Annotated in this window: 17 protein-coding genes; 14 read left to right on the forward strand and 3 right to left on the reverse strand. The window is 51.2% G+C overall.

Features of this window, described 5'->3' with window-relative positions; translation table 11 throughout:
• Positions 1 to 45 precede the first annotated feature (45 nt).
• Positions 46 to 1383 (forward strand): MFS transporter, encoded by a 1338-nt coding sequence (locus tag Q4E93_RS32515; RefSeq protein WP_303592128.1) that lies wholly within the window; start codon positions 46 to 48, stop codon positions 1381 to 1383.
• A gap of 55 nt (positions 1384 to 1438) precedes the next feature.
• Here the strand turns inward: Q4E93_RS32515 and Q4E93_RS32520 are convergent, their stop codons facing one another.
• Both Q4E93_RS32520 and Q4E93_RS32525 read right to left on the reverse strand, forming a co-directional pair.
• Positions 1439 to 2170 carry an acyl-CoA desaturase gene (locus Q4E93_RS32520; protein WP_303592129.1) on the reverse strand — a complete coding sequence of 244 codons (732 nt, stop codon included), beginning with the start codon at positions 2168 to 2170 and terminating at the stop codon, positions 1439 to 1441.
• A 66-nt stretch (positions 2171 to 2236) separates the two neighbouring features.
• Positions 2237 to 4693, reverse strand: a complete 2457-nt coding sequence (locus Q4E93_RS32525) for a YfhO family protein (protein WP_303592130.1) — start codon at positions 4691 to 4693, stop codon at positions 2237 to 2239.
• A 146-nt stretch (positions 4694 to 4839) separates the two neighbouring features.
• Between Q4E93_RS32525 and Q4E93_RS32530 the strand changes: the two genes are divergently transcribed.
• The 6 genes from Q4E93_RS32530 (at position 4840) to Q4E93_RS32555 (ending at position 8905) form a co-directional block, all read left to right on the forward strand.
• Entirely contained in the window at positions 4840 to 5661 is an 822-nt protein-coding gene (locus Q4E93_RS32530) for a hypothetical protein (RefSeq protein WP_303592131.1), read from the forward strand.
• A gap of 95 nt (positions 5662 to 5756) precedes the next feature.
• Entirely contained in the window at positions 5757 to 6134 is a 378-nt protein-coding gene (locus Q4E93_RS32535) for a plasmid mobilization protein (RefSeq protein WP_303592132.1), read from the forward strand.
• Positions 6095 to 6955 carry a relaxase/mobilization nuclease domain-containing protein gene (locus tag Q4E93_RS32540; protein ID WP_303592133.1) on the forward strand — a complete coding sequence of 287 codons (861 nt, stop codon included), beginning with the start codon at positions 6095 to 6097 and terminating at the stop codon, positions 6953 to 6955. The genes Q4E93_RS32535 and Q4E93_RS32540 overlap by 40 nt, the downstream gene beginning before the upstream one ends.
• A 1-nt stretch (position 6956) precedes the next feature.
• Positions 6957 to 7601 carry a hypothetical protein gene (locus Q4E93_RS32545; RefSeq protein ID WP_303592134.1) on the forward strand — a complete coding sequence of 215 codons (645 nt, stop codon included), beginning with the start codon at positions 6957 to 6959 and terminating at the stop codon, positions 7599 to 7601.
• A 172-nt stretch (positions 7602 to 7773) separates the two neighbouring features.
• Positions 7774 to 8370 (forward strand): ester cyclase, encoded by a 597-nt coding sequence (locus Q4E93_RS32550; protein ID WP_303592135.1) that lies wholly within the window; start codon positions 7774 to 7776, stop codon positions 8368 to 8370.
• A gap of 55 nt (positions 8371 to 8425) precedes the next feature.
• Positions 8426 to 8905, forward strand: a complete 480-nt coding sequence (locus Q4E93_RS32555; protein ID WP_303592136.1) for a glutathione peroxidase — start codon at positions 8426 to 8428, stop codon at positions 8903 to 8905.
• On the opposite strand, the gene Q4E93_RS32560 is transcribed toward Q4E93_RS32555, so the two are convergent.
• A complete protein-coding gene (locus Q4E93_RS32560; RefSeq protein WP_303592137.1) occupies positions 8900 to 9748 on the reverse strand; it encodes an aldo/keto reductase in 849 nt (282 codons plus the stop codon). The two genes, Q4E93_RS32555 and Q4E93_RS32560, sit on opposite strands and share 6 nt — an antisense overlap.
• Before the next feature lie 108 nt (positions 9749 to 9856).
• Between Q4E93_RS32560 and Q4E93_RS32565 the strand changes: the two genes are divergently transcribed.
• From Q4E93_RS32565 to Q4E93_RS32595, 7 genes are all read left to right on the forward strand, one after another.
• A complete protein-coding gene (locus Q4E93_RS32565) occupies positions 9857 to 12814 on the forward strand; it encodes a S9 family peptidase (RefSeq protein WP_303592138.1) in 2958 nt (985 codons plus the stop codon).
• Between the two features lie 105 nt (positions 12815 to 12919).
• A complete protein-coding gene (locus tag Q4E93_RS32570; protein WP_303592139.1) occupies positions 12920 to 15370 on the forward strand; it encodes an ABC transporter permease in 2451 nt (816 codons plus the stop codon).
• 144 nt (positions 15371 to 15514) lie between these two features.
• On the forward strand, positions 15515 to 15991 hold the full coding sequence (locus tag Q4E93_RS32575; RefSeq protein ID WP_303592140.1) for a PEGA domain-containing protein: 477 nt from the start codon (positions 15515 to 15517) through the stop codon (positions 15989 to 15991).
• A gap of 172 nt (positions 15992 to 16163) precedes the next feature.
• Complete coding sequence (locus Q4E93_RS32580; RefSeq protein ID WP_303592141.1) at positions 16164 to 16763, forward strand: RNA polymerase sigma factor; 600 nt, start codon at positions 16164 to 16166, stop codon at positions 16761 to 16763.
• Between the two features lie 79 nt (positions 16764 to 16842).
• Positions 16843 to 18090 carry a FecR family protein gene (locus Q4E93_RS32585; protein WP_303592142.1) on the forward strand — a complete coding sequence of 416 codons (1248 nt, stop codon included), beginning with the start codon at positions 16843 to 16845 and terminating at the stop codon, positions 18088 to 18090.
• Positions 18091 to 18351: 261 nt separating this feature from the next.
• The gene (locus Q4E93_RS32590) at positions 18352 to 21738 is read left to right on the forward strand and encodes a SusC/RagA family TonB-linked outer membrane protein (protein WP_303592143.1); all 3387 of its coding nucleotides are present in this window, start codon (positions 18352 to 18354) and stop codon (positions 21736 to 21738) included.
• A 45-nt stretch (positions 21739 to 21783) separates the two neighbouring features.
• Entirely contained in the window at positions 21784 to 23430 is a 1647-nt protein-coding gene (locus Q4E93_RS32595; RefSeq protein ID WP_303592144.1) for a SusD/RagB family nutrient-binding outer membrane lipoprotein, read from the forward strand.
• The last annotated feature ends 24 nt before the right edge of the window (positions 23431 to 23454 follow it).

The raw sequence follows: 23454 nt of genomic DNA on the forward strand, positions 1-23454 counted from the left end.
AGGCCATCTGGAAAATTTTATGCAGGAATAGTTGCATCTTGCAGTATGCCAAGGGAAAAATTACCGTTGAGCCGGCAGTTTGCCTATGCAGCGGGTATGATGGGTTGGAGCATGCTGACAAATCTCATCATTGTAATGCTGCCTTATTATTATCTGCCGCCTTCCAATGCAGGGCTCATTCCGCTGGTGCCGCAACTACTGATACTGGGAGTGCTGAATATCATGTCGCTCATAGCGGCTTCAGGCCGCCTGGTGGATGCCCTGTACGATCCTTTCATCGCCTCGCTTAGCGATAAGAGTAAGCATCCCAAGGGACGCCGCATCCCATTTATGAAGATGGCCGTCTTGCCCGCTGCCTTTTTTTGCTTCCTTACTTTTCATCCCCTGGTGAAAGCGGAGAGCATTACCAATGCCTGGTGGCTCACCATCACCCTTATCCTGTTTTTTGTATCGGCAACCACCTATATGATCCCTTACAATGCCCTGCTGCCGGAAATGACGGATACGGCCGCGGAAAAGGTGAAGCTTTCTTCTTTTCAACAAGTGGGCTTTGTCCTGGGTATCATCGTATCGGCGCTGGTAAACAACCTGGCTGACGGGGTACAATCCGTGTTCAGGGTGGGGGACCGTGACGCCGCCGTTCAGATGACGGTGGGAGGGCTCTGTGTATTGGCGGGCGCCATCATGCTCATACCTGTTATTTATGTCGATGAAAGGAAGTATTCAGCCAGCAAGCCTTCCCATCTGGCGTTGTTGCCTGCCATCCGAAAGACCTTTGCCAATCGTAATTTTAAATATTACCTGATCTCGGATTTCTCCTATTTCATGGCGCTGAGCATCATATCCAGCGGCCTGCTGTATTTCATCACCGTGCTTCTTGGCCTGCCTGAATCAAAAGGGGGATTGTTGATGGGCGTGATGGTGCTGGGGTCATTGGTATTCTATCCCCTGATCAACCTGCTGGCCGGGCGTTGGGGCAAAAAGCCGGTGGTCTTATTTTCCTTTGGTTTGCTGAGCCTGATATTTATCGGCGTTTATTTCCTGGGGAAGCTGCCGGCTTCGCCGCTGGTCCAGATCTATGCGCTGGTGATCTGCGCCGCTTTTCCCCTTGCGTCCCTGGGTATCCTGCCGAATGCCATTCTGGCCGAGATCGCTCAGAAGGATGCTGTCGAGACGGGGGAGAACAGGGAGGGGATGTTCTTTGCCGTAAAATATTTCTTTGTGAAGCTGGGACAGACGCTGGGGATTGCCTTATTTGCCTTTCTAACAATATACGGGAAGGATCCGGGGCATGACCGGGGCCTGCGGATGAATGGCATCTGTGGTTTTGTGCTTTGTATCCTGGCTTTTCTTTTCTTCAGCCGATTCCGCGAAAAAGATTGACGGCGCCGGGTGTACTACTATTTCAGACCTGTACAATGCGGACCATTGTATGATCTTATTGGGTCTTTCTCAACCGAATGATGCGGAGGGTATGTAATACGCGGATGATCGGCCAGGTTGGATCCAGCTCGAACCATTTCTTTGCGAAATTCGCATCGTTGGGACTCTTATGATGGTTGTTCTGGAAGAGTTCTCCCATCATCAGCAGGTCCAGCGGCAAAGAGTTCTTGCTATGATCTTTGTTGTCGAAATTGGAGTAGCCGTACTTGTGCCCGCACCAGTTGACGATGGCCCCATGGATCGGCCCCATGAAAAAGTGGATGGGCAGCAAAAGATATACCCACCAATACGGTGCGAAGGCCACATAGAAGGCCGTGTAGCCGATGCCGAAGGCAATGCGTGTCACCCACAGGTCGCTGACCCGATCCAGGGCTTTCCAGGTGGGGTAGCGATCCCGGAAAGCGGGCTCCGGCTCTTTCTTATACTTAAGGTAGTCCATGTAGATGTTCTTCGTCTTCATCGTCAGGCCCCAGACATCCTTGATAAAATGGGGAGAATGCGGGTCCTTCTCCGTGTCGCTATAGGCGTGATGCATCCGGTGCAGGATGGCATAGGCCCTGGGGTTCAGGAACGAGCTGCCCTGGGAGACGAAAGTGAAGGTGTAGAAGAACTTTTCCCAGAATTTATTCATCTTGAACATCTTGTGCGATGCATAGCGATGCAGGAAGAAAGTTTGTGAGAACAGGGATAAGAACCAGTGACACAGAAAAAACGCTAAAATTGCCATATTCACATATTCATTTAGGTGCGGACCGTAATCTGCTATTTAAGTTGACCTATCAGAGCCGCAAAGTTAGGCTGTTTTTGCTTTGTGTGAATATATTAATTTTATGTAAATCATTGATATAAGCAGCAATAATGTTAAAATTCCCGCCACGCGCTGTACTATTTGTCCCAAATAGTAGGATCCGGGATGGAAGGCGAACCGGATGGTATGCCGGCCGGCCGGGATCGGCAGTCCTCTCAGGACATAATTTGCTCTGAATATGGGTGTTTCTGCCCCGTCAATGTAGGCTTTCCATCCCCCGTTGTACCAGACCTCACTGAATACGGCAAAGCGGCCTAGTCTGGAGGAGGATCCGTAAGTCATTTCATCATTGTTGTTATCGGTAAGCCATATGCTGTCGGCCGGGCTGGGAGCATCCAATGCGGGGAGCTTGTCTTTTTCCATGAGGACGGCGGTGTCTTTTGGGCTGAGACCTGACAGGGCGTTCATCATTTCTTCCGGGCTGCGGGCGTATTTTATTCCTTTTACAAACCAGGCCGGTCCCAGGGCGCCTTCATTGTGGATGACAGTATCGCCGGGGCCGATGAGGTAACGAGTGTTTAGCATATCGACTACGGGCTGGCACCGGGGATAGCTGCTGAGCTGGCGTTCGATGAGGTCCTGGTAGATGCTGAGCTTGGCGGCATTATAACCTCCGATGGAGCGATGGAACCAGGCGGTGGCGGCTCCATAGCCGAGGGTATAGCCGGCACCATAGCGCAGGTCGAATACCCTATAGTATCCGGTGTCCCGCAGGATCAGCTGGTCGGCGGCGGTGGCCACCTGGTCGGTGGGAGCGGTGGCTGCCGGCTTGTAATTATTGTTGTTGAGGTACTGAAGGTCGATGGTGATCAGGTCGGTGTAGGTAAGGACACCCAATGCTGTCAGCAGGATCCAGGTTTTTATTTTTCTTTTCAGGTAAAGGCCTGTTATCAGGGCTGCGGCGGCAATAAACAGCAGGGAGCGGATCATGGAATGCAGGAACAGTACTTTGCGGTCATCGCGAAGGGCTTGTATGAAGGCCGTCATGTGATCCCTGGTGGCACCATCGGCTTTCATGGCGTGGCGCAGGAACTGCCTGTCGTAGATGGTGGTATAATCCAGGCGGAAGTAGAACCCTGCCAGGATGAGGAAGATGCCGGCTGTCAGCAGGAGCGCATGCTTGTATTTTTGCCAGATGGATCCCTGGTTCTCCAGGATCTGCTGAAGTGTAAGTGCTGCCAGCATATTCAGCAGGAATACCGGGATCACCAGGATGACGCTGGGCGCCCGGAACTTATTGTACATGGGGAGGTGGGCGTACAGGAATCTGTTAAATTCCGGGAAGTAGCCGCCCCAGCTCATCAGGAGGGTGAGCAGGACCGTAGCTGCCATCCACCATTTATGGGTGTTGTCGAGGACGAACATGCCCAGCAGGGCCAGGAAGCAAACGACAGCACCCGCGTAAGCCGGTCCGGCCGTGCCGCCGATGCCTCCCCAGTAAAAGGTGAGCAGGTCCTGTTGTTGTATAGCCTGGGCAATCTCTGCGGGTTGTCCTTTCAGGGAGGCCTGGGCTTTTGAATGATCTTCTGCCAGTTCGGGCCCCGAGCTGCCGCCATACATCTTAGGTACCATCAGGATAAAGGATTCATTGGGGTAAAGGCTGTAGCTGAAAGCATAGTCTTCGCTGAGCCCTTTTTGAGCCGTTGTGTTCGCGGCGAGCTCGCTCCCGCCACGGATGGTGGCCCTGCTGAGGTCGGCAGTGGTAAAGATGGCGACGGCATTGCAAAGGATCCCTGTCAGTCCGCACGCGGATGCCAGCAAGGCTGTGATGAGGAGGTGTTTCCATTCTCTATTCCTGACCCATCGGAAGGCATAGCCGGCGGTCATGCACCCGGCGACGATCAGTCCATAGTAAAAGATCTGCAGGTGATTGGCGTCGACGATCATGGCCGTACAGAGGGCGGTGAGGGCTGCGCCCCAGCCATATTTTTTTTCATAGATCAGCATCAGCCCGGCAATAAAGGCGGGCAACAGGGCGATGGCCTGCATTTTCGTGTCGTGCCCCACGGAAATGATCACGGGATTATAGGTAGCGTAGGCATAGGCCAGGCCGCTGATGATGCCGGCGTAGGGATTCACCCGCAGCACCTGTGTGAGGAAATACATGGCGATGCAGGCCAGGACAAAAAAGCTGGCTGGTTTAGGCAGATAGAAGGACACCAGGGAAGTGACATAGGGCTGTGGGGCGAAGGCTGTCGCTTCCATAGCGATGAGATAGGCAGGCATTCCACTGAACATGGACTCTGTCCATAATGGGAAGTGGCCGTGCTGTTCGCGGTACAGGAACGAGCTTCGGGACATGGCCCTCCATTGGGTGATATCTTCCTGTACCAATACTTTATGTTGGAAAGCCGGTCTGCAATAGACGACGGCTGTTCCAACATAAATGAGCAGGGCGATCGCATGGGGTAGGAGACGCTGCCACCATTTTCTTTGCATCATGGGCACAATGATACAAAAGATCCCTTACCTGACATAAGGCAGCCCTTTCCTGTTTTGTTCGAAAATCAGGCAACTTATGGCTGTCTTGCTTGTTGTAGGTCCTTTTAGATTTATTAACCTTATTCTTTCATTAAACCTTATTAACTATGAAGCCTCCGCGCAAATGGCTGGACGATGATTTTATCCGTAACTTGTTACCGCTGATTGGAATGCGGGTTCCTTTTGACCTGCACAAAGATGATGACCTGATCCCCTATTTTCAGTATAAGGTGGGGCCTTACCAGAAGGACTATTACCTGTATTTTAAGCAACCGCCCAATAAGTTCCAATACAACGCTGAAATTTTTGGTAAAATGTATGAATACCGGGGGTATGACCTGGTGCGTTATATTGAGTTTCATTACAAGGCGTACGAGAATAAAGATGAATTTGTCCGTTTCCTCTATTTTGAAGTGCTCCGGCAACAGCGAATGATCAGGAATCATCGCTGGATGTTCTGGGTATGGTTTCCAAGATGGAAGGCCAGCCTGGAGACCACCATGAGGTGGGTGGAAGAGGAGAAAAAGCGACTGCAGAGCCCTGTTCCTCCTGCGCCCGAGATACCGCAGGAAGCGCTGGCTATGGGGAAGGAGGGGTTGATCGATAAGATCGAAGAGGAGATATCCACGCTTTTACGGACCTATCTGGGGAGGATCGACCTACTTTATAATGAGCATGATTTGACGAAAGTCGTCCAGGTCCTGATCCTTCTGCAGAACCTAAAGGAGCCGGGTCAGAAGGGGTTGCTGCTGTTCAAGAACTTTAGCGATATGGATATGGCATCCCTCCTCCGGCAGTTTGTGCAATTCGGGGATTATAAGACCAATACTTTACAGGTGAAAATTTCCGGTATCAAAAAGGAGATGAAGATGGACGACCCTGCTCTGGAGAAACTTTACAAGGCATTGCAGGAATTCTTCTTCCCATAAGTCTTTCACTTTCAATTGCTGTAAAATCCATGATGCGTTATGGATTGACGGAGGCTTTGTGCATGCCGATATTTGATGTCCTAAAAACAAAAAATATGTATGCATCGAAAACACATCGTAAGAGCACTTATGTCATGCTCCGTTGTACCCCCACTGAGAAACGCTATATCAAGATCCGGGCCCGGGAAGCAGGCCTTTCAGTCTCCGTATTTCTCCGGGACATGGGATTGAAGGATTCGCCGGAAAAGCGAAAGACGCTGCCACCGGAGGTGCTGGCATTCATCGGTGTACTATCCGGGATCATTAGCGTCCTGGAGATCATTGCCCGTAAACGACTGGATAACGAGGATCTGGACGGCTTAGAGCGGGCAGAATTGATGTTCCGGGCTAAAGAAGTGAAACAATTAATAAAGGACATTAAATCTTACCTGTTATGTTCGGAACCACCAGCACCGGAAGGTCAGCCAGACTAACCTTAGACTATTGCCTGACTGATAAGCTGACGCAAAGCCGGCAGGTGATCTATAAAGATCGTGCCGAGATCCTTTATTGCCACCATTGCTATGGCGATAAGGAAGAGCTTGCCCAGCAATTCAGGGAAGTGATCAGGCTCAGGCGGGACATATCCGAGCCTGTCATGCACCTTTCTCTCAGCCTGCCTCCAGGGGAGCAGGTGGCCAGAAGCAAGCTTGTCCAACTGGGAAAAGAATGTGCGACGCATATGGACTTTGAGAAGCACCAGTATGTGGTCATTCAGCACAAGGATACGTTCCATCAGCACATTCACGTGGTGGCTAACAGGATAGGATTTGACAGGCATGCTACCAGTAATAGCTTCTCATTGAGAAGGTTAATTGATTATTGTCGGCAGGCTGAGCTCCGGCATGGGCTCCGGCAGGAGCTAAGTCCACCCGGGTTCCTGACGGAGGAACAGCGTCAGGTTCCCCGACATGGCATTCGCCTGGATAAATTGAAGGAGAATATCACGGAGACCCTGCTTGTTTCGCAGGACGTGACAGCGTTTAAAGCGCTGATGGAAGAAAAAGGATATACCGTGTATCTTTCTGAAAGAGGTATCGCCTTTAAGGATGAGAATCATGTGGTAATCAGGGGGTATGAAGCAGGATATCCCTTCCATAAGATAGAATCGACCTTGTCGTTGAGCTTGTCGTTACGCCAGGAGCAGGAGCGGTTAAGACTGGCGGAGGAACAGCGCCTCAAACAGGAGCAGGAGCTCCATCAACGTCATGAGCAATGGCATCGTCACACACATTCACATAGTTTAAGCTTATAATATGCCGGAATTAAATGAAACGGAAATGTTCAGGGCGGTGCTGAACGAGATACTGAATGAACACAAACAGTTTTCCAATGCTATAAAGGAGATGAATAAGACCGTTGCCGGCCTGGGTGAAAGGATGGATGGATTTCAGCGGCAACTGGAAAATTTGCAAATTGTGGCGCCGCCGCCGGACCTGCAGCCTTTGAAGGACCAGTTTGCGGCGGGCGTTGCGGATTTCGGTGTGCAGGTGAAGGAGACCCTGGCGGGGATGCAGGCTGTTCATAGTCAGCAGCTGCAAAAGATGACGGCGGTACTGGAAGCACAGCCTAAGCCTATTGTGCGCAGGATCAGCCTGTTCCCGGAGAATGACCGTCATGGGAATTTCAAGTATTTTTTTAAATGTCTTTTTCTGTCGATACTGGGTTTTGGGCTGTTGGCAGGGCTGTATGCGTTTGGGGCACAATGGCTGGAGCAACGGGGAAGCCGGCAGCCGCCGGTGCGGGAGAGGTCTGTGTCTTTTCCTGAGAGTTCGTTAGAGGCTCCTGCGCATAAACCATCCGGTAGGCATTCTACCAAGCGAGTTCGTCCTCAGGGTGCCAATATTTCCAAGGATACGACGATACCCCGGGGCGACTCTTTTGCTTCGTCATCCCCGTGACTGGTACAGAGCAATTCCTGGTGGGATCATTTAAGTTAGTTGCAAAAAACCAATAGCATTGGGGCCTATATTTTGTAATTTTGTGTAGTATATCGATCTTCTTCTGCATTTCTGCATCTCTGGCGCAACAGGAATTTGCTTTCAATAAAAACGATAATTTAAAAAAATAATCATGAAAAAGACTACATTCAACTTATTGATTGCGTTTTTGGGTATAGCTGTAATTGTGGCATTTGCAAGCTGCTCAGGTAATGAAAGCGCAAATTCAAAAGAGATGCAGGCCAAAATTGATTCGATGCAAAACGTTTTGAAAGCGATGTCGGTCGGAAGCCCGGATCTCGTAAAAAATTTAGCTACATTTGATACATTGGATTTTGTGATATTCAGTGGCCAACAGTGGGTTCGTTTTCACGAAAGTCATGCTGATGATATAGTTGTGAATTGGCCCGACGGCCACCATACCAATGGTCTCCCAAAGCATATTGAGGATATGAAGGCTATGTTTGTATATGCTCCTGATACCAGAATAAAAGTGCATCCTATTAGATTTGGAGGTGGCACGGGCGAATGGACTTGTGTTACCGGTGTTATGGAAGGAACATTTACTAAACCAATGCCCCTTGGCAATGGTAAATTCATTCAGCCAACTGGAAAATCATTTAAGATACCGATGTGTACGGTAGGTCATTGGAAGAACGGCTTGATGATAGAAGAATCATTATTCTGGGACAACCAGACCTACATGAAGCAAATGGGGCTGGAGAAATAAATCCATAAACCAGTCTATCCAGGCTAAATCAATCGAATAATTAATTATCATTTAAATGCCTAACGAATTCTACCAGCTTTCCGCCAACAATCCGCAGGGACGCCCCATCGACATGTCGACCTACCAGGGGAAAGTGGTCCTTGTCGTGAATACGGCGACGCAGTGTGGCCTGACCCCTCAGTTCGAGGGGCTGGAGAAATTGTACATGGACTATAAAGACAAAGGACTGGTGGTATTAGGATTTCCCTGTAATCAATTCGGGGGACAGGAGCCATTGAGCAATGACACGATGGAGGAGACCTGTAAAATAAATCATGGGGTTACTTTCCCGCTGTTTGAGAAGATAGCCGTCAACGGCGAACATACGCATCCCGTGTTCAAATACCTGAAGTCTAAGCTCGGCGGGTTATTCGGGCGGCGGATCAAGTGGAATTTCACCAAGTTCCTCGTGGATAAGAACGGCCGGCCTGTGAAAAGATTTTCTCCTGTCACAAAGCCGGCCGATATCGAGCCGTATATAAAGCGCTTGTTATGATTCCAATTTCTTCAGCTGTGCGGGTGACAGTGAGATCAGCTCCGCTTGAATATTCTCCTCCAGGTGACTGACACTGGATGTCCCTGGTATCAGCAAAATATTAGGAGAATGGTGGAGGAGCCAGGATAGCGCCACCTGGTGGGGGGTGGCGCCCAAATCATTGGCCACCTCTTCGATCTTTTTCATCGACGCCACGTTGCCCGCATTCATGGGATACCAGGGAATGAAGGCTTTATTTGTCTGTTCGCAATATTCCAGTACGGATTCCCATTTGCGGTTGTCCACGCTGTAGATGTTCTGCACGGACACGACATCGAAGTATTCTTCGGCCCGTTTGATATCATCCACGCTGACCTCGGAGAGGCCGATATGCTTTACCAGGCCTTCTTCCTGTACGCCCTGTAAGAATTCGAATGTTTTTTCCGCCGGCACTTTCGGGTCGATCCTATGCAGCTGATAGAGCTCTATCTGGTCCAGCTTGAGGCGGGTCAGGCTGCCTTCCAGGGCAATTTTCAAATGTTCCGGCCTTGCATCAATGGTCCATGCATCAGGACCTGTGCGCAGGAACCCTCCCTTGGTGGCGATGACCAGGTCGGGGGGATAGGGGTGCAATGCTTCGGCGATCAGGTCTTCGGATACATGGGGGCCATAGCTGTCTGCCGTATCGATGAAGTTGACGCCCAGCTCCATAGCTCTTTTCAATACCCGCAATGCCTCGGCCTTGTCTTTGGGCGGTCCCCAGATGCCTTTGCCCGTTATGCGCATGGCTCCATATCCCATGCGGCGAACGATGCGATCATCCCCGATGGTGAATTCTTTTTTGAAGGAGGTTTCTTTGCTCATATTAATATATAATGAATTGTTTATGACAACGGCCCGCTGGTGGAAATTGTTCGGAATTTTCATCCACATTGGTTAAATTCGTCAGGATTCAACCAAACGCCCGCTGACATGAGAAAAGCCTCTTTTCTATTTATCCTGGCCTTTGCCTTTCATCCTGCTTTTTCCCAAAAACCGGCTCTTGACCACACTGTCTATGACGGGTGGGAATCCATTGGCGAGCGGCTGCTTTCCCCGGATGGTAAATACCTGGTCTATACCATTATGCCCCAGGAGGGAGATGGCAGGCTCGTGATACGAAATACAGAAACCTCCTATGCAAAAGAAATACCGCGGGGCGCCACGGCCTCGATCACGGCGGACAGCCGATGGGTGGTGTTCCATATCAAGCCCTTTTTCAAGGAAACCCGCGAAGCCCGGATAAAAAAGAAGACCCCGGAGCAGATGCCCAAGGATACGCTGGCCTGGATAGAGCTGGGTAAGGACAGCCTTATGAAGATACCCCAGGTCAAATCCTATAAGGTACCAGAAAAGCAAGGGACCTGGCTGGCTTACCTGCTGGAGAAGTCCCCGGGCGGCACGGGAAAGGCGGACTCTACCCGGGGAGCTCCGGACTCGCTTACCCGTATCCGGCAATTACTTACCCGGGCGGACAGCCTGTCCCGGATAGCAGACAGTCTCCGTCGGAAGGTAGCTGAAATAGCCTCCAAAGGTTTTTCAATTCTTCCGGCGCAGAAGGAAACCAAAGGGAAGGGAGGGGAGACGATCGAAGAAGGGACGACCCTGGTGCTGCGTGATCTCAACACGGGGAAAGAGAAGAAATTCCCGTTGGTGAGTGAATATTATTTTTCACGGAATGGCAATACGTTCATTGCGGAGACGACGCGGAAGAACAGCGATTCGCTGGTGAAAGCCACCATACTTTGGGTGAACCTGAAAGACGGCAGGACCGACACGGTGATGAAAGGGTTCAACGACGCCAAAAATTACGCGCTGGACGAACAGGGCGGGCAGCTGGCCTTTGTGGCAGAGCGGGATAGTGTGAGCAAAGCGCTGGTGAAATTCTACCGGCTGTGGTATTATACGCCGGGGATGGACAGCGCGGTGATAAAGGCAGACCGCAGCAGGATAAAGACCACACTAACTATCAGCGCCGACTATGCGAATAATTTCAGCAGGGATGGCAGCCGCCTCTTCCTGGGTCTCGCACCTGTGCGGCCTCCCAAAGATACTAACCGGGTGGATTTCGAGACGGCCCGGCTGGATGTCTGGAACTATAAGGATGACTATTTGTCTCCCCAGCAGCTGACGCAGCTAAGCAACGAGTTGAAGAGAAGCTACCTGGCTGTTGTCAATAGGAATGACGGACGGCTGATACCGCTGGCTGACGAGGATTGCGAGACGGTGATCCCCGGCGCGGAAGGTAATGCGCCTTATGCCCTGGGCAGCAGTAGTAAGGGCTACCGGGTTCAGCAGCAGTGGGAAGAGAACGGCCTGCAAAAAATCTTCCTGATCGACCTCCGGGATGGCAGCCGTAAGCTGATCCGGGAAAATGTGCGGCAGGGCGCCAGCCTTTCGGCCGCGGGGAGGTTCATATTATGGTATGACTGGCATCAAAAGAACTGGTTCACCTATTCCATCGCCGATGGCAGGGTCAACAATATCACCGCGGGTATCCGGCAGCCATTGTATGACGAAGAGGATGATCATCCTGATGATCCGCCGCCTCACGGGAATATGGCCTGGCACCAGGACGATCGTTCTGTCTATATCTATGACAAATATGATGTCTGGCAGTGTGATCCTATGGGGAAGGCGGCGCCTGTCAACGTGACCAACGGCAAGGGGCGGGCCAGCCACCGGACGATACGCTATGTTCAGCTGGACAGGGAGGACCGGTTTATCCGGGACGGGCAGCTGGTCCTGCTGACTGTTTTCGATACGAAGGAGATGACCAGTGGTTTGCAGCTGTATAAGATCGGCACACCCTATGCGCCTGTGACCTCCACCCTTCCTGTCAGTTACAACGGTTTTTTCAAGGCGAGGAACAGCTGGCGGATGGGCTATCTGAAAGGCAGTTTTGACCGGTCATATGACGTATATGTGGCGCCGCCGGTGGATACGAATGCCGTGGCGGACCTTGTCCCCGACAATGCCGCCGCGAAGCCGTTCAGCCATATCAACCCGCAGCAGGAAAAATATAACTGGTTCAGCGTCGAGCTGCATCATTGGAAGATGCTGGATGGTAAAATGAGCGAAGGGCTGCTGTATAAGCCGGAGAACTTCGACAGCACCAAAAAGTATCCCATTATTTTCTATTATTACGAGCGGGATGCGGAAAACCGGTATCAGTATATCGCGCCGCAGCCAGTAAGGGCGTCGATCAATATTCCCTATTTCACCAGTAATGGTTATCTTGTCTTTGACCCCGACATCTGGTACAAGACGGGCGCTCCGGGCGAGGATGCTTATAATTCCATCATGTCTGCTGTCCGTTATCTCTCCCGTTTCAAATGGGTGGATACGACAAGAATGGCTCTACAGGGACATTCCTGGGGCGGCTACCAGACAGCCTACATGGTCACCCGGACCAATAAATTTGCTGCCGCTGAAGCGGGAGCCCCTGTGGCCAATATGACGAGCGCTTATGGGGGTATCCGCTGGGGCACGGGCATCAGCCGGCAATTCCAGTACGAGCGTAGCCAGAGCCGCCTTGGCGCCACGCTGTGGCAAAAGCAGGACCTGTATATAAAGAACTCGCCGCTCTTCAGGGCCGATAAGGTCACGACGCCTTTATTGATGATGCACAACGATGCGGACGGCGCCGTACCCTGGTACCAGGGCATCGAAATGTTTTCCGCCCTCCGGCGACTGGGGAAAAAAGTGTGGCTGATCCAATACAACGGGGAAGACCATGGGCTAACGGAGCGGCGCAATCGTAAGGACTGGTCCATACGTCTTGCCCAGTTCTTTGGCTACTACCTGAAAGGTGAGCCGCCGGCCCGCTGGATCAAGGATGGGGTGCCAGCCACCCTGAAAGGGATCGACTGGGGGCTGGGAACGGAATAGGACGGAAGGATAAGAAAAGATAAGAAAAGATAAAAAAAGAATGGAATGAATAACAACGGACAAACCTGGAATGACGAACGTCAATCACTTTTTAAACTATAATATATGTTCAGGAACTATTTGAAAGTGGCTATCCGTAGTCTTCTCAAGAGGAAGGCATTCACGCTGATCAATATCCTGGGACTGGCTACGGGAATGGCCGTATGCCTGCTGATCGTTCTTTTTGTTCGCAGCGAGCTGAGCTACGACAAGTTCCATCAGAACGCCGACCGGATCTACCGGATGGTGCTGGATCGTAAGTACCCGGAACATAATGCTTCTTATGCTGTTATCCCTTTCTCTATCGGGCCTGCCGTGCATAAGGAGTTTCCCGAGGTGGAAGCATCGACGGGGCTGCAGAATTTCGCGGGGAATGCCAATGTATTTATCAAAGTGGGCGCCCAGCTTTTCGAGGAGCCGCATGTGCTCATTGCCGACTCCAACTTTTTCCATGTGTTCAATGCCAGCTTGCTGGAAGGCGACACCGCCTCTGCGCTGGAAAAACCCAATATGGCCGTGATCAACGAGACCACTGCCAAAAAATATTTCGGCTCCGTGTCAAAAGCGATGGGGCAGTGGTTCGAGACGGACGGCAGACAAAGATTCACTGTGTCCGGCGTTTGCCGGGACTGGCCGGAGAATTCCCACATGCAATTCAATATCCTGTTGTCCCTCAACAGCTTTCCATTTTCCCGTCAAGCCGATTACACCGGCTTCTCCACCTGGACCTATTTCCTTCTTAAAAAGAATGCTTCTCCCGCGACGCTGGAAGCTAAGTTCCCCCGTATCGTGGAGAAATATGTCTCAGGGGATATTGCCCGTAATTTTGGCATGAGCTATCAGGCTTTTGTTGCCGCTGGCAATGGATACCATTATTACTTACAGCCCCTGACGAAGATCCATCTGATCTCGGATATGGAAGCGGAGGTGAAGCCCAATGGCAGCATGCGGGCGGTTTATATATTCGGCGTCATTGCGATCTTTATCCTGGGCATCGCCTGCATTAATTTTATCAACCTTTCCACTGCCCGATCGATGGAAAGGGCCAAGGAGGTCGGTATCCGCAAGACCTTCGGTTCGGAGAAGCAGTCACTGATCTTTCAATTCCTCCTGGAGTCCACGCTGGTAAGCCTGCTGAGCATCGTCCTGGCCCTGGGCCTTATCTTACTGTTGCTGCCGGCCTTCAATAAGATGTCCGGAAAGGAACTTTCAATTGTTGATTTTTTAACGCCAGTGAGGCTGACCGGCTTGTTGGTCTTTGGGGTCATTGTAGGCATAACTGCGGGGCTCTATCCCGCATTCGTATTGTCATCGTTCAAGCCTATCAAGGTATTGAAAGGGAAATTCAAATCCTCGAAATACGGTACGGCGCTGCGCAATGGGCTGGTGGTATTTCAGTTTGCGATTTCTATCATCCTGATCATCTGTACCATCATCGTCAACCGGCAGATGGGGTATATGCTGGGCGATAAGCTGGGCTTCAGGAAAGATCATATCATCGAGATAGAGCGATCTGATCTTGCGGGCGATAAAACGCGCGCCTTCCGGAATGAGCTTTTAGGTATCGCGGGAGTGGAAAAGGTCAGCGGCGTTTCCTCCATGCCAGGTAATGAAGGTTTTTTCGGGGTTACATGGCAGCCGGTGGGTACACGGGAGTCCATGACGGGGAAGGGTATCATTGCAGACGATCAGTTTGCCGCTACGCTGGGATTGGAGATGAAAGAAGGCCGATTCTTCTCCCGCAGCTTTGGTACAGATTCGTTGGCCGTCGTGCTGAATGAGAAAGCGGTGGCTGCCCTGGGATTAAAGGAACCGGTCATCGGGACCAGACTGACTACCACGGCTGGATTCCTCAGTCCCAAGCCGGACTCACCTTATATATATACCGTGGTAGGAGTGGTAAAGGATTTTCATTTTCAGACGCTTCACCAGGCGATAGCTCCGTTGGTCTTTACCAGTACCGTGCGATTGAATGAAGTGACGGGGATCACTTCCGTACGGATAAAGGGGGATAATTTTGCCGCTGCCATCCAGTCCATCGAAAGATCGTGGCACCATTTCGTACCGGAAAAACCCTTTCACTATACCTTCCTTGACCAGAACCTGGCCGCACAATACAAGGCCGAGCAGACGGTGCAGCGGGTGTTTACCGTATTCTCCGTCCTGGCCATCTTCATTGCCTGCATAGGTCTGTTGGGTTTGGCGGCGTATGCCACGCAGCAGCGGATCCGGGAGATCAGCATCCGGAAAGTGCTGGGCGCCAGCGGTAGTAATATCGTCGGTATGCTGTCAAAGGATTTTTTCAAGCTGGTGACCCTTTCGGCCATCGTTGCCTTCCCGCTTGCCTGGCTGGGCATGCATTCCTGGCTGCAGGGTTTTGCTTACCGCGTAGATCTCAGCTGGTGGATCTTTATCCTGGCCTGGGTGATCTCGCTGTTCATCTCCATGCTCACTATCAGTTGGCAGGCTATCCGGGCCGCGCGGGCTAACCCGGTGCAGACGTTGCGGTCCGAGTAACAGGGTCGTCCTGAGAGTAATCAGGGGTTTAGAGTGGTTAAACGGCGACGCTAAAGGTGTTTTTTGCCGCCAAATAGCTTGCAAGTGCCGAAAAGCTTATGTATATTGGATGGAATCCGTAACCTGAAAAATAGAAGACATCCAATGCCTCGAAAGACCTTATGTCTGCATGTGCTCGCAATCATCCCCTTTTTCTTTTCCGGCTGTGCCACCATCATGCATGGTTCCCGGCAAGGCGTATTCCTCACATGTGAACCCCGTGTGGCAGCAATCTATATAGATGGCAAATACATTGGCCAGACACCGACGAGGGTGATCCTCAAAAGGGGAAAGAACCATCATTTGAAATTGGCGCTTCCTGGCTATAAGCCTTTTGAAGCGGAACTTACCCGTAAGCTGGACGGATGGGCATTTGGCAATATCCTGGGGCTGGTGGGCCTTGCCCTGGATGCTTATAATGGCAGCATGTACCGGCTGAGCCCAAAGGATATGTATCCTGAGCTGACGCCACTGCCAGCGGAAGGCGCCACCGGCAGCAACAACCTGCATATACTGATAACGCTGCATCCTGATCCACAATGGGAAAAGGTCGGGCAGTTGTCACTCCTTCAGGCAGAGTAGCACTTTTGTTGAATTCTTTTTTTTGTAATATAATAGTGATATATTTACAGAGCCGATAATCAAACTAACTAAGCTTTATCCCTCCATTGAGTCTGCAGCATTTATTTAAAAGGACCTTCCTGTGACATTTTTCGTTCTCAGAGACTGAGTCAAACAGTTTATAACCCCTTGCGTGCCGACAGATATGCTACATAATGAGAAAGCCCTGCTGAGGCAGGTTGCGCAACGTGATGAGCCGGCGTTCAGAACGCTGTTCGCTGCGTATCGCGACCGACTCTATGCTTATATCCTGGGTATCATCAGATCGAAGGAAGTGGCTGAAGAGCTCGTCATGGACGTCTTCCTTAAAATATGGCTGGCGAAGGATCTTGTCACCGAAATAGAAAATTTTGACGCCTTTCTCTTCAGGATAGCTTATAATAAGTCCATTGATTTCTTACGCAGCGCGGCCAGGGACCCTGTATTCCGGAATCTGCTGTGGAACGATATCCAGCAGGCAGGAGATGCCCGGGCAGACAGCGTCGTCATGCAGCACGAATATGAAAATAAATTGCGGGAAGCTGTAGCGCTTCTCTCTCCTCAACGAAAAGAAGTCTATCTGCTGAGCAGGGAAAAAGGTTTTTCCCATGCAGACATCGCACGGAAGCTCAGTCTTTCCAAATCCACGGTAAACAACCACATTGTAGAATCCCAGCGTTTTATCCGCACTTATCTTATCAGCCACATGGACCTTGCCATGACCATCCTCCTGTTGTCCCGGATCAAAGGGTAAAAAAAAGTTAAAAAAAAGATAATCCGGGTTAGTTATTGCCTTTCTTTTCATCGTCATATAGGAAAGCGGTTTATTCATTATGATAAACAAACGATGGGCAAAAGAAAGGTGGGAATATCTGGTGGAAAAATATCTTGCGGGAAGCTGCACCAGGGAGGAGCTGGACGAACTGCTTTCATTGGTAAACAAGGAACCTCGCAGCAGGGAATTGGCAAAGGCATTACGGCAACTTTGGGAAAGCGCCGGCGAAAAAGCCCCCGAGGCAACCGTAAATTGGGACGCCAGGTTTCATACGATGATGCAGCAGACGGAGGCAATGGCCAATGATGACGATTTGCCGGCGTCCATCCCGAGATGGCGCTGGTATATGGCGGCTGCCTCTATCATTTTCTTTTTGATCTGTGCAGGCTGGTTTGGTTATTTTATTTCTTCGAAAGGCCATGCCACTGGCGTGGTGGCTGCGGCAAAGGCGGGACCAGCCCGGCAGGAGATACTTCCTGGCGGCAACAAGGCGGTGCTTACGCTGGCAAACGGCGAAAAGGTGATATTGGACAGTGCGCAGAACGGCTCATTGGGCGTGCAGGCCAACATGAAAGTGGTGAAAATATCCAGCGGTGTGCTGGCGTATAAAGCAGCTGCGAGCGACGGGCCGCGAGCTACGAGCGGGCTGCTGTATAATACTGTCGCGACGCCCAGGGGCGGGCAATACCAGATCATCCTGGCGGATGGCACCAAGGTCTGGCTGAATGCTTCTTCTTCGCTGCGGTTCCCTACCAGCTTTACAGGCAGGCAGCGTGACGTGGAGCTCACCGGAGAAGCCTATTTTGAAGTGGCAAAAGACGTTGCCCGGCCTTTCAAAGTGAAGGTGCTTCCTGGCGCCGGCGGAGGTGGTACGAGGGAAGTGGAAGTATTGGGGACCAGCTTTAATGTGGAGGCGTACAGCGATGAGCATATGATCCGGACCACGCTGGTGGATGGCGCAGTGAAAGTGAGGAATGGGAAAGACGAAAATATCCTGGAGCCGGGCCAGCAAGCGCAATCGGCGCTGGACATTCCGGGACAACGGGTGATCGCCGATGCGGACGTGGCGGCCGCAATAGCCTGGAAGAACGGATATTTCAACTTCAATAAAGAAAACCTGCAAACGGTGATGCGGCAGCTGGCAAGGTGGTATGATGTGGAGGTAAGTTACATCGGTAAGAACGATGAAAGGGTATTCTGGGGCGGTATGCAGAGGGATCTCTCCTTATCGGCTGTATTCCGGATCCTTGAAAAAAGCGGCGTACAATTTTCCATTGAAGGCAAAAAAGTAATCGTGAAAATGTAAGCAACGCAACAAAAATAAAATCAATAGATTAAAGATAGTGGTTCGTCCAAAAAGAAAACCGCCCCGACTGGAATTCGGGACGGCTGGAAGTTCGGGCTAACCCGCCGCCGGATCAGCTGACCGCGACCGGACGGCACTTGGTATAATCAATCTTGTAGGACTGCTTTTTTTTAACCCAAACACTACAAAAGTATGCATTTAACTGCTATTTGTAAACCCGTGCTGCATAAGAAGGGTTTTTTCACGAAAACACTGCTTGTCATGAAAATGACCACCCTCCTCTTACTGGCTACCTGCCTGCAGGTCAGCGCCACGGCTTTTTCACAGAGCATTACATTTTCAGGGAAGAATGTGCCGCTCGAAACGGTTTTTTCGGCCATTAACAAGCAGTCGGGATACATCGTCTTTTGTGATTATGGTCTCATAAAAGATGCAAAAAAAGTGACCCTGCATGTACGGGATGCCTCCGTGGAGTCCATTATGTCCGCCTGTCTGAGGGATCAGCCTCTCACCTATGAAATTGTCGGCAAGACCATCGTGATCAGCCGGAAACAGGCTGGCGCCAATAATCCTGGCGACAGCAGGCTGGTGATGCCTCCGCCGATGGATATCACGGGCCGGGTCACGAACGAAAAAGGGGAAGGCGTGCCTTCGGCTACGGTCGCCGTAAAAGGCACCAACAAGATCACCGTGACCAATGATAACGGGGAGTTCGAGCTGAAGGGCATCAGCAGCAATGCCGTATTGGTCATCACCAGCGTAGGTTTCGAGCGGATGGAAGTAAAATTAACCGGTCAGTCTACCCTTAATGTCCAGCTAAAGCTTGCCGCCGCGCTGAACGAAGTGGTCGTTACCGCGCTGGGTATCCAGCGAAAGGCCAAATCACTGACTTATTCCACCGAAGAAGTAAAAGGTGCGGCGCTCACGGCTGTTCCCGAGACCAACGTGATGAATTCCCTTCAGGGCAAGGTATCGGGCCTGAATGTTTTCAGGGGATCAGGCGGAGCAGGCGGCTCGGTGAATGTGGTGATCCGGGGTAGCAAGTCCTTCGGAAACAACCAGCCATTATATGTCATCGATGGCATTCCGTTCCAGAACAATTCCCCTACGCAGCCTGCGGGTATCTACAATGGGGCAGCGTTGCCCGACGCCGGCGACAATCTGTCCCAGATCAATTCCGAAGATATCGAAAGCGTGACGGTCCTGAAAGGGGCGAGCGCTTCGGCCCTGTATGGCTCGCAAGGGCAGAATGGGGTGGTGCTCATCACCACTAAAAAGGGAAGGGCCGGCGCCATTACAGTAGATTATGCCGTCAACTACAACCGGGATACCCGGGCCTATGGTCCTAAGCTGCAATACACGTACGGACAGACTGCGGCGGGGGCCAATTACAGCTGGAGCACCACGAAAGGCAGCTACAAGAACATCGAGAAAGATTTTTTTGTGCCCGGCAACACGTGGACGCACAGCGTCGCTCTCAGGGGCGGCGACAAGGACCGGAACACCTATATGTCGTATTCAAACACCAATGCTTCCAACATTTATCCCAATAGCAACTATAATAAGAATACGATCAACATCAGGCAAGGCAACACTTATTTTGGAGGCAAGCTGACTGCGGACGCAAATATCCTGTTCACAGAACAGCATTATAAGAATCCCTTGTCTCCCGGCCTATACAACAATCCCATCACCGGACTCTATTTATTCCCCCGGGGACTTGATTTCAACCAATTCAAAAAGAATTATGAAGTGTTCAATGTCACCAGGAACTATAACCTGCAGAACTGGTGGAACATCGATTGGATAGCCAACCCATCCGGCGGCGGCGGGGATGACAACCAACAGAACCCTTTCTGGATCTTGAACAGGGATATATTCACCCAGAGAACGGATAAGGCCTATGCCTCCCTCCAGCTGAAATACCAGTTCACGGACTGGCTGAATTTGCAGGTACGGGGTAATATCGATAAAGAGTACCGGACGCTGGAGAGCAAGCTTTCCTCCGGAACGCAAACGGTTTTGGCCGACCCGCTGGGAAAATATAAGCTCTTCAAATACGACAACCAGCAGGTGTATGGGGATGCCATTCTTTCATTCAACAAGAAAATAAATGATCTGGGTGTCGGCGCTTTGGTGGGCACCAGCCTCCAGAACATCGACAACTATTCCCAGCATTTTGAAGGACCGCTGGTCCTGGCCAATGTATTTACGCTGGCCAATATCCGTTATGCCAACCTGACAACGGAAGAGCATCAGTATCGCAAGCGGAAAGAGGCGGTGTTCGGCGGCCTGAACCTTTCTTATAAAGACATGTTATACCTGGATGCCACGGCCAGGAACGACTGGTCTTCCGCACTGGCATATCCCGTAGGTGGTCTGCCTTTGCCGACCAAATCTTATTTTTATCCTTCTGTCGGCTTATCTGCGATCGTGAATGAAATGGCACAGCTGCCGGAAGCGATTTCCTTGTGGAAGCTGAGGGCCTCCTACGCGGTGGTGGGGAATGACATCGATTCGTATCAAACCTATCCCTACAGCTATTTCAGCTACAACCAGAATGGCGTGGTCGCCGGGAGCAACGGTCCTTATCCGCTGACGGCTCTGAAACCGGAGCGGTCCAATTCCCTGGAATTCGGGACGGAACTGCGACTGAAGAACGATGTGGTATTCGTCGACTTCACCTGGTTTAAGATCAACACGAAAGATCAGCTGGTAACCTTCAAGGCGGGCAGCGGCCAGACCTTCAACAATTACCTGATCAATGCAGGTAACATTGAAAATAAGGGCTTTGAATTAAGTGTAGGCGCGATTCCCGTCAAAAGCAGGGATTTCAAATGGGATATATATGCCACCCTCTATGTCAACAAGAATGTGGTGAAGGAGTTTAATGGTACGGACAATTTCGTGCATGCTATCGCAGGCGCCGACAATGGCAATATGACTTATTTCGGCATTCGGAAAGGGCTGCCTTATCCCACTTTCTTCGGAAAGAAATTTGTCCGGGATGAAAAGGATGGCACTATTCTGATAGACACAGGCGCCAACCTGGGCAAGCCACTATATACCCTCTATAGTGCAGACAGCACGGGGCTTGGGACACCTTTGCCCAAGTCGATCATCGGGTTTAGAAACACATTTACTTTCAAGGGCAGGCTTTCGTTAAGCTTCCTGGTGGACGGAAGGATAGGAGGTCAGGTAATGGACGTCACGCAGGCCATTCTGGATGAATATGGCGTATCCCAGGCGTCCGCAGATGCCAGGGATCATGCCAGCACATTTTTGCCTGTGAAAGCCAAATACGTGGGGGGAGGCGCCGTCACCTCCATTGACCCGAAAGTCTGGTATGGTGCGGTGGCATCCAGGGCCGGCCTTGCTGAATATTATATGACCAGCGCCACGAATATAAGGCTGAGGGAGCTGGCGCTAGCGTACAGCCTGCGCCCGGACAGGCTAATGGCCAAAACGAACAACATCATCAAAGCCGTATCCATTGGATTCAACGCACGGAACCTGTTCTTCTTTCATAAGAAGGCAGCCTTTGATCCTGATATAGCTGTGGGAACTACGAATGGAAACCAAGGCTATAATGCATTTACGGCCCCGGCAACCAGGAGCTTTGGCGGATCGATCAAAGTTTCCTTTTAATTAAATGAAGCGCGTATCTATTTCGTTTTTCAAAAAAGGATTAATATGAAAAATAATTTTTTGTTGATTTTTATAATAGCTTTTGCGGCGTTGCAATATGGCTGTACAAAGGATTTCAAGAACCTGAACACGGATCCTTATGCATTGACCAATGAGCAGCTGTTGCCCAATAACGCCAATGTGAGCGCCTACTTCACAACGGCACAGCAAAACCTGGTGGAGAATGGCCCGTGGCTGACCCAACTGGACAATTTTTACGGGGATAATTTTGTGGGGTATGTATATCCTCCTTCAGGGTTCCGGGGCAACCAGTATCCCTGTACCCTGTTTAACCAGGACGGCTGGCAGGATGGCCTATGGGGGAATGCTTATGACAATGTATTGAAGCAGACTTATTTCATCATCAAAGGCGCCAGGGAGATAACGCCGGCCACCGATGCGACCAATACGCAGTTCGCTATTGCCAAGATCATACAGGTTGCCGGTATGCATCTGGTAGCAGACGGATGGGGTCCCATCATTTATTCAAAATATGCCATTCCCGAAGCGGACCTTGTATCTTACGATTATGACAGCCAGCAGGACGTTTACAAAGAGTTCTTTGCCGACCTCGATACGGCTGTCACCGGCCTGTCGGCCCTGGTAGCAGCAGGCGGCACTTCCACCTTCGGCAACCTGGATATGATCTACAGCGGCGATCTGACGAAGTGGATCAAGGCCGCCAACTCCATCCGGCTCCGGCTCGGCCTAAGGCTGACAAGGATCGATAACGCAACGGCCAAGGTCCAGGTGCAGAAGGCGCTCAGCGAGCCGCACGGGATCATTACCGACAATGCCGACAACATGCACGTAAATTTCAACAGCGCGCTGGGCGGCGGCTTTGTACAGGTATCCAGGGACTGGACAGACGAACGATTGGGCGCCGATTTTGAAACGATCCTGACGGGGTATAACGACCCGCGTCTGCCCTTATTCTTTTCTCCGGCTACCGACCCCACCGTAGGCGCCATTTTCAAGGGTATCCGGGAGGGCGCGGATATTGCGGCAAAGGGTGACTATGTTGGATATTCCGCCGTGAATGTGGGTGTTTTCGGTCAGAACCCAGCTGGATGGGGAGGGGATTTGAATGTCATTACCGCCGCCGAAGTGAACGAGGCGCTCGCCGAAGTGGCGCTACGGGGATGGGGCACCGGCGCTTATACCGGGACGGCCCAGAGTTATTATGAGGCCGGCATCAAAGCCCATTTCGATATGTATGGCATCAGCACGGCGGCGTATAACACTTATATTGCCGGGACATCCCTGCCTGTGAATTATGTCGACCCGAAAAAATCGGCGCATAATATTGCGGCGGTCAACCTGGTCCCCGTGAAATATGATCCCACGGCATCCCTTGAGCATCAGCTGCAGCAGATCCTCACCCAGAAATGGATCGCCCTGTTCCCCAATGGGAAAGAGGCCTGGTCCGAATGGAGAAGGACAGGCTATCCGAAGGTGTTCCCCAACTATCTGAATTACAGTGGCGGGACCATCAGCACGACGGACGGCGCCAGAAGGATATTCAAATTCGCCTTAGGGGAATACCAAACGAATGCCAATGGCATTAAGACCGCCCTCACGGCGTTGGGCGGACCGGATGTCGGAGGGACCCATGTATGGTGGGACCCTGCGAGCAACACGTCTAATTTTTAAGGTGGATAAAATAGCTGAAATTGA

Source organism: Flavitalea plasmicola (assembly GCF_030546645.1).
Taxonomy (GTDB): Bacteria; Bacteroidota; Bacteroidia; order Chitinophagales; family Chitinophagaceae; genus Puia.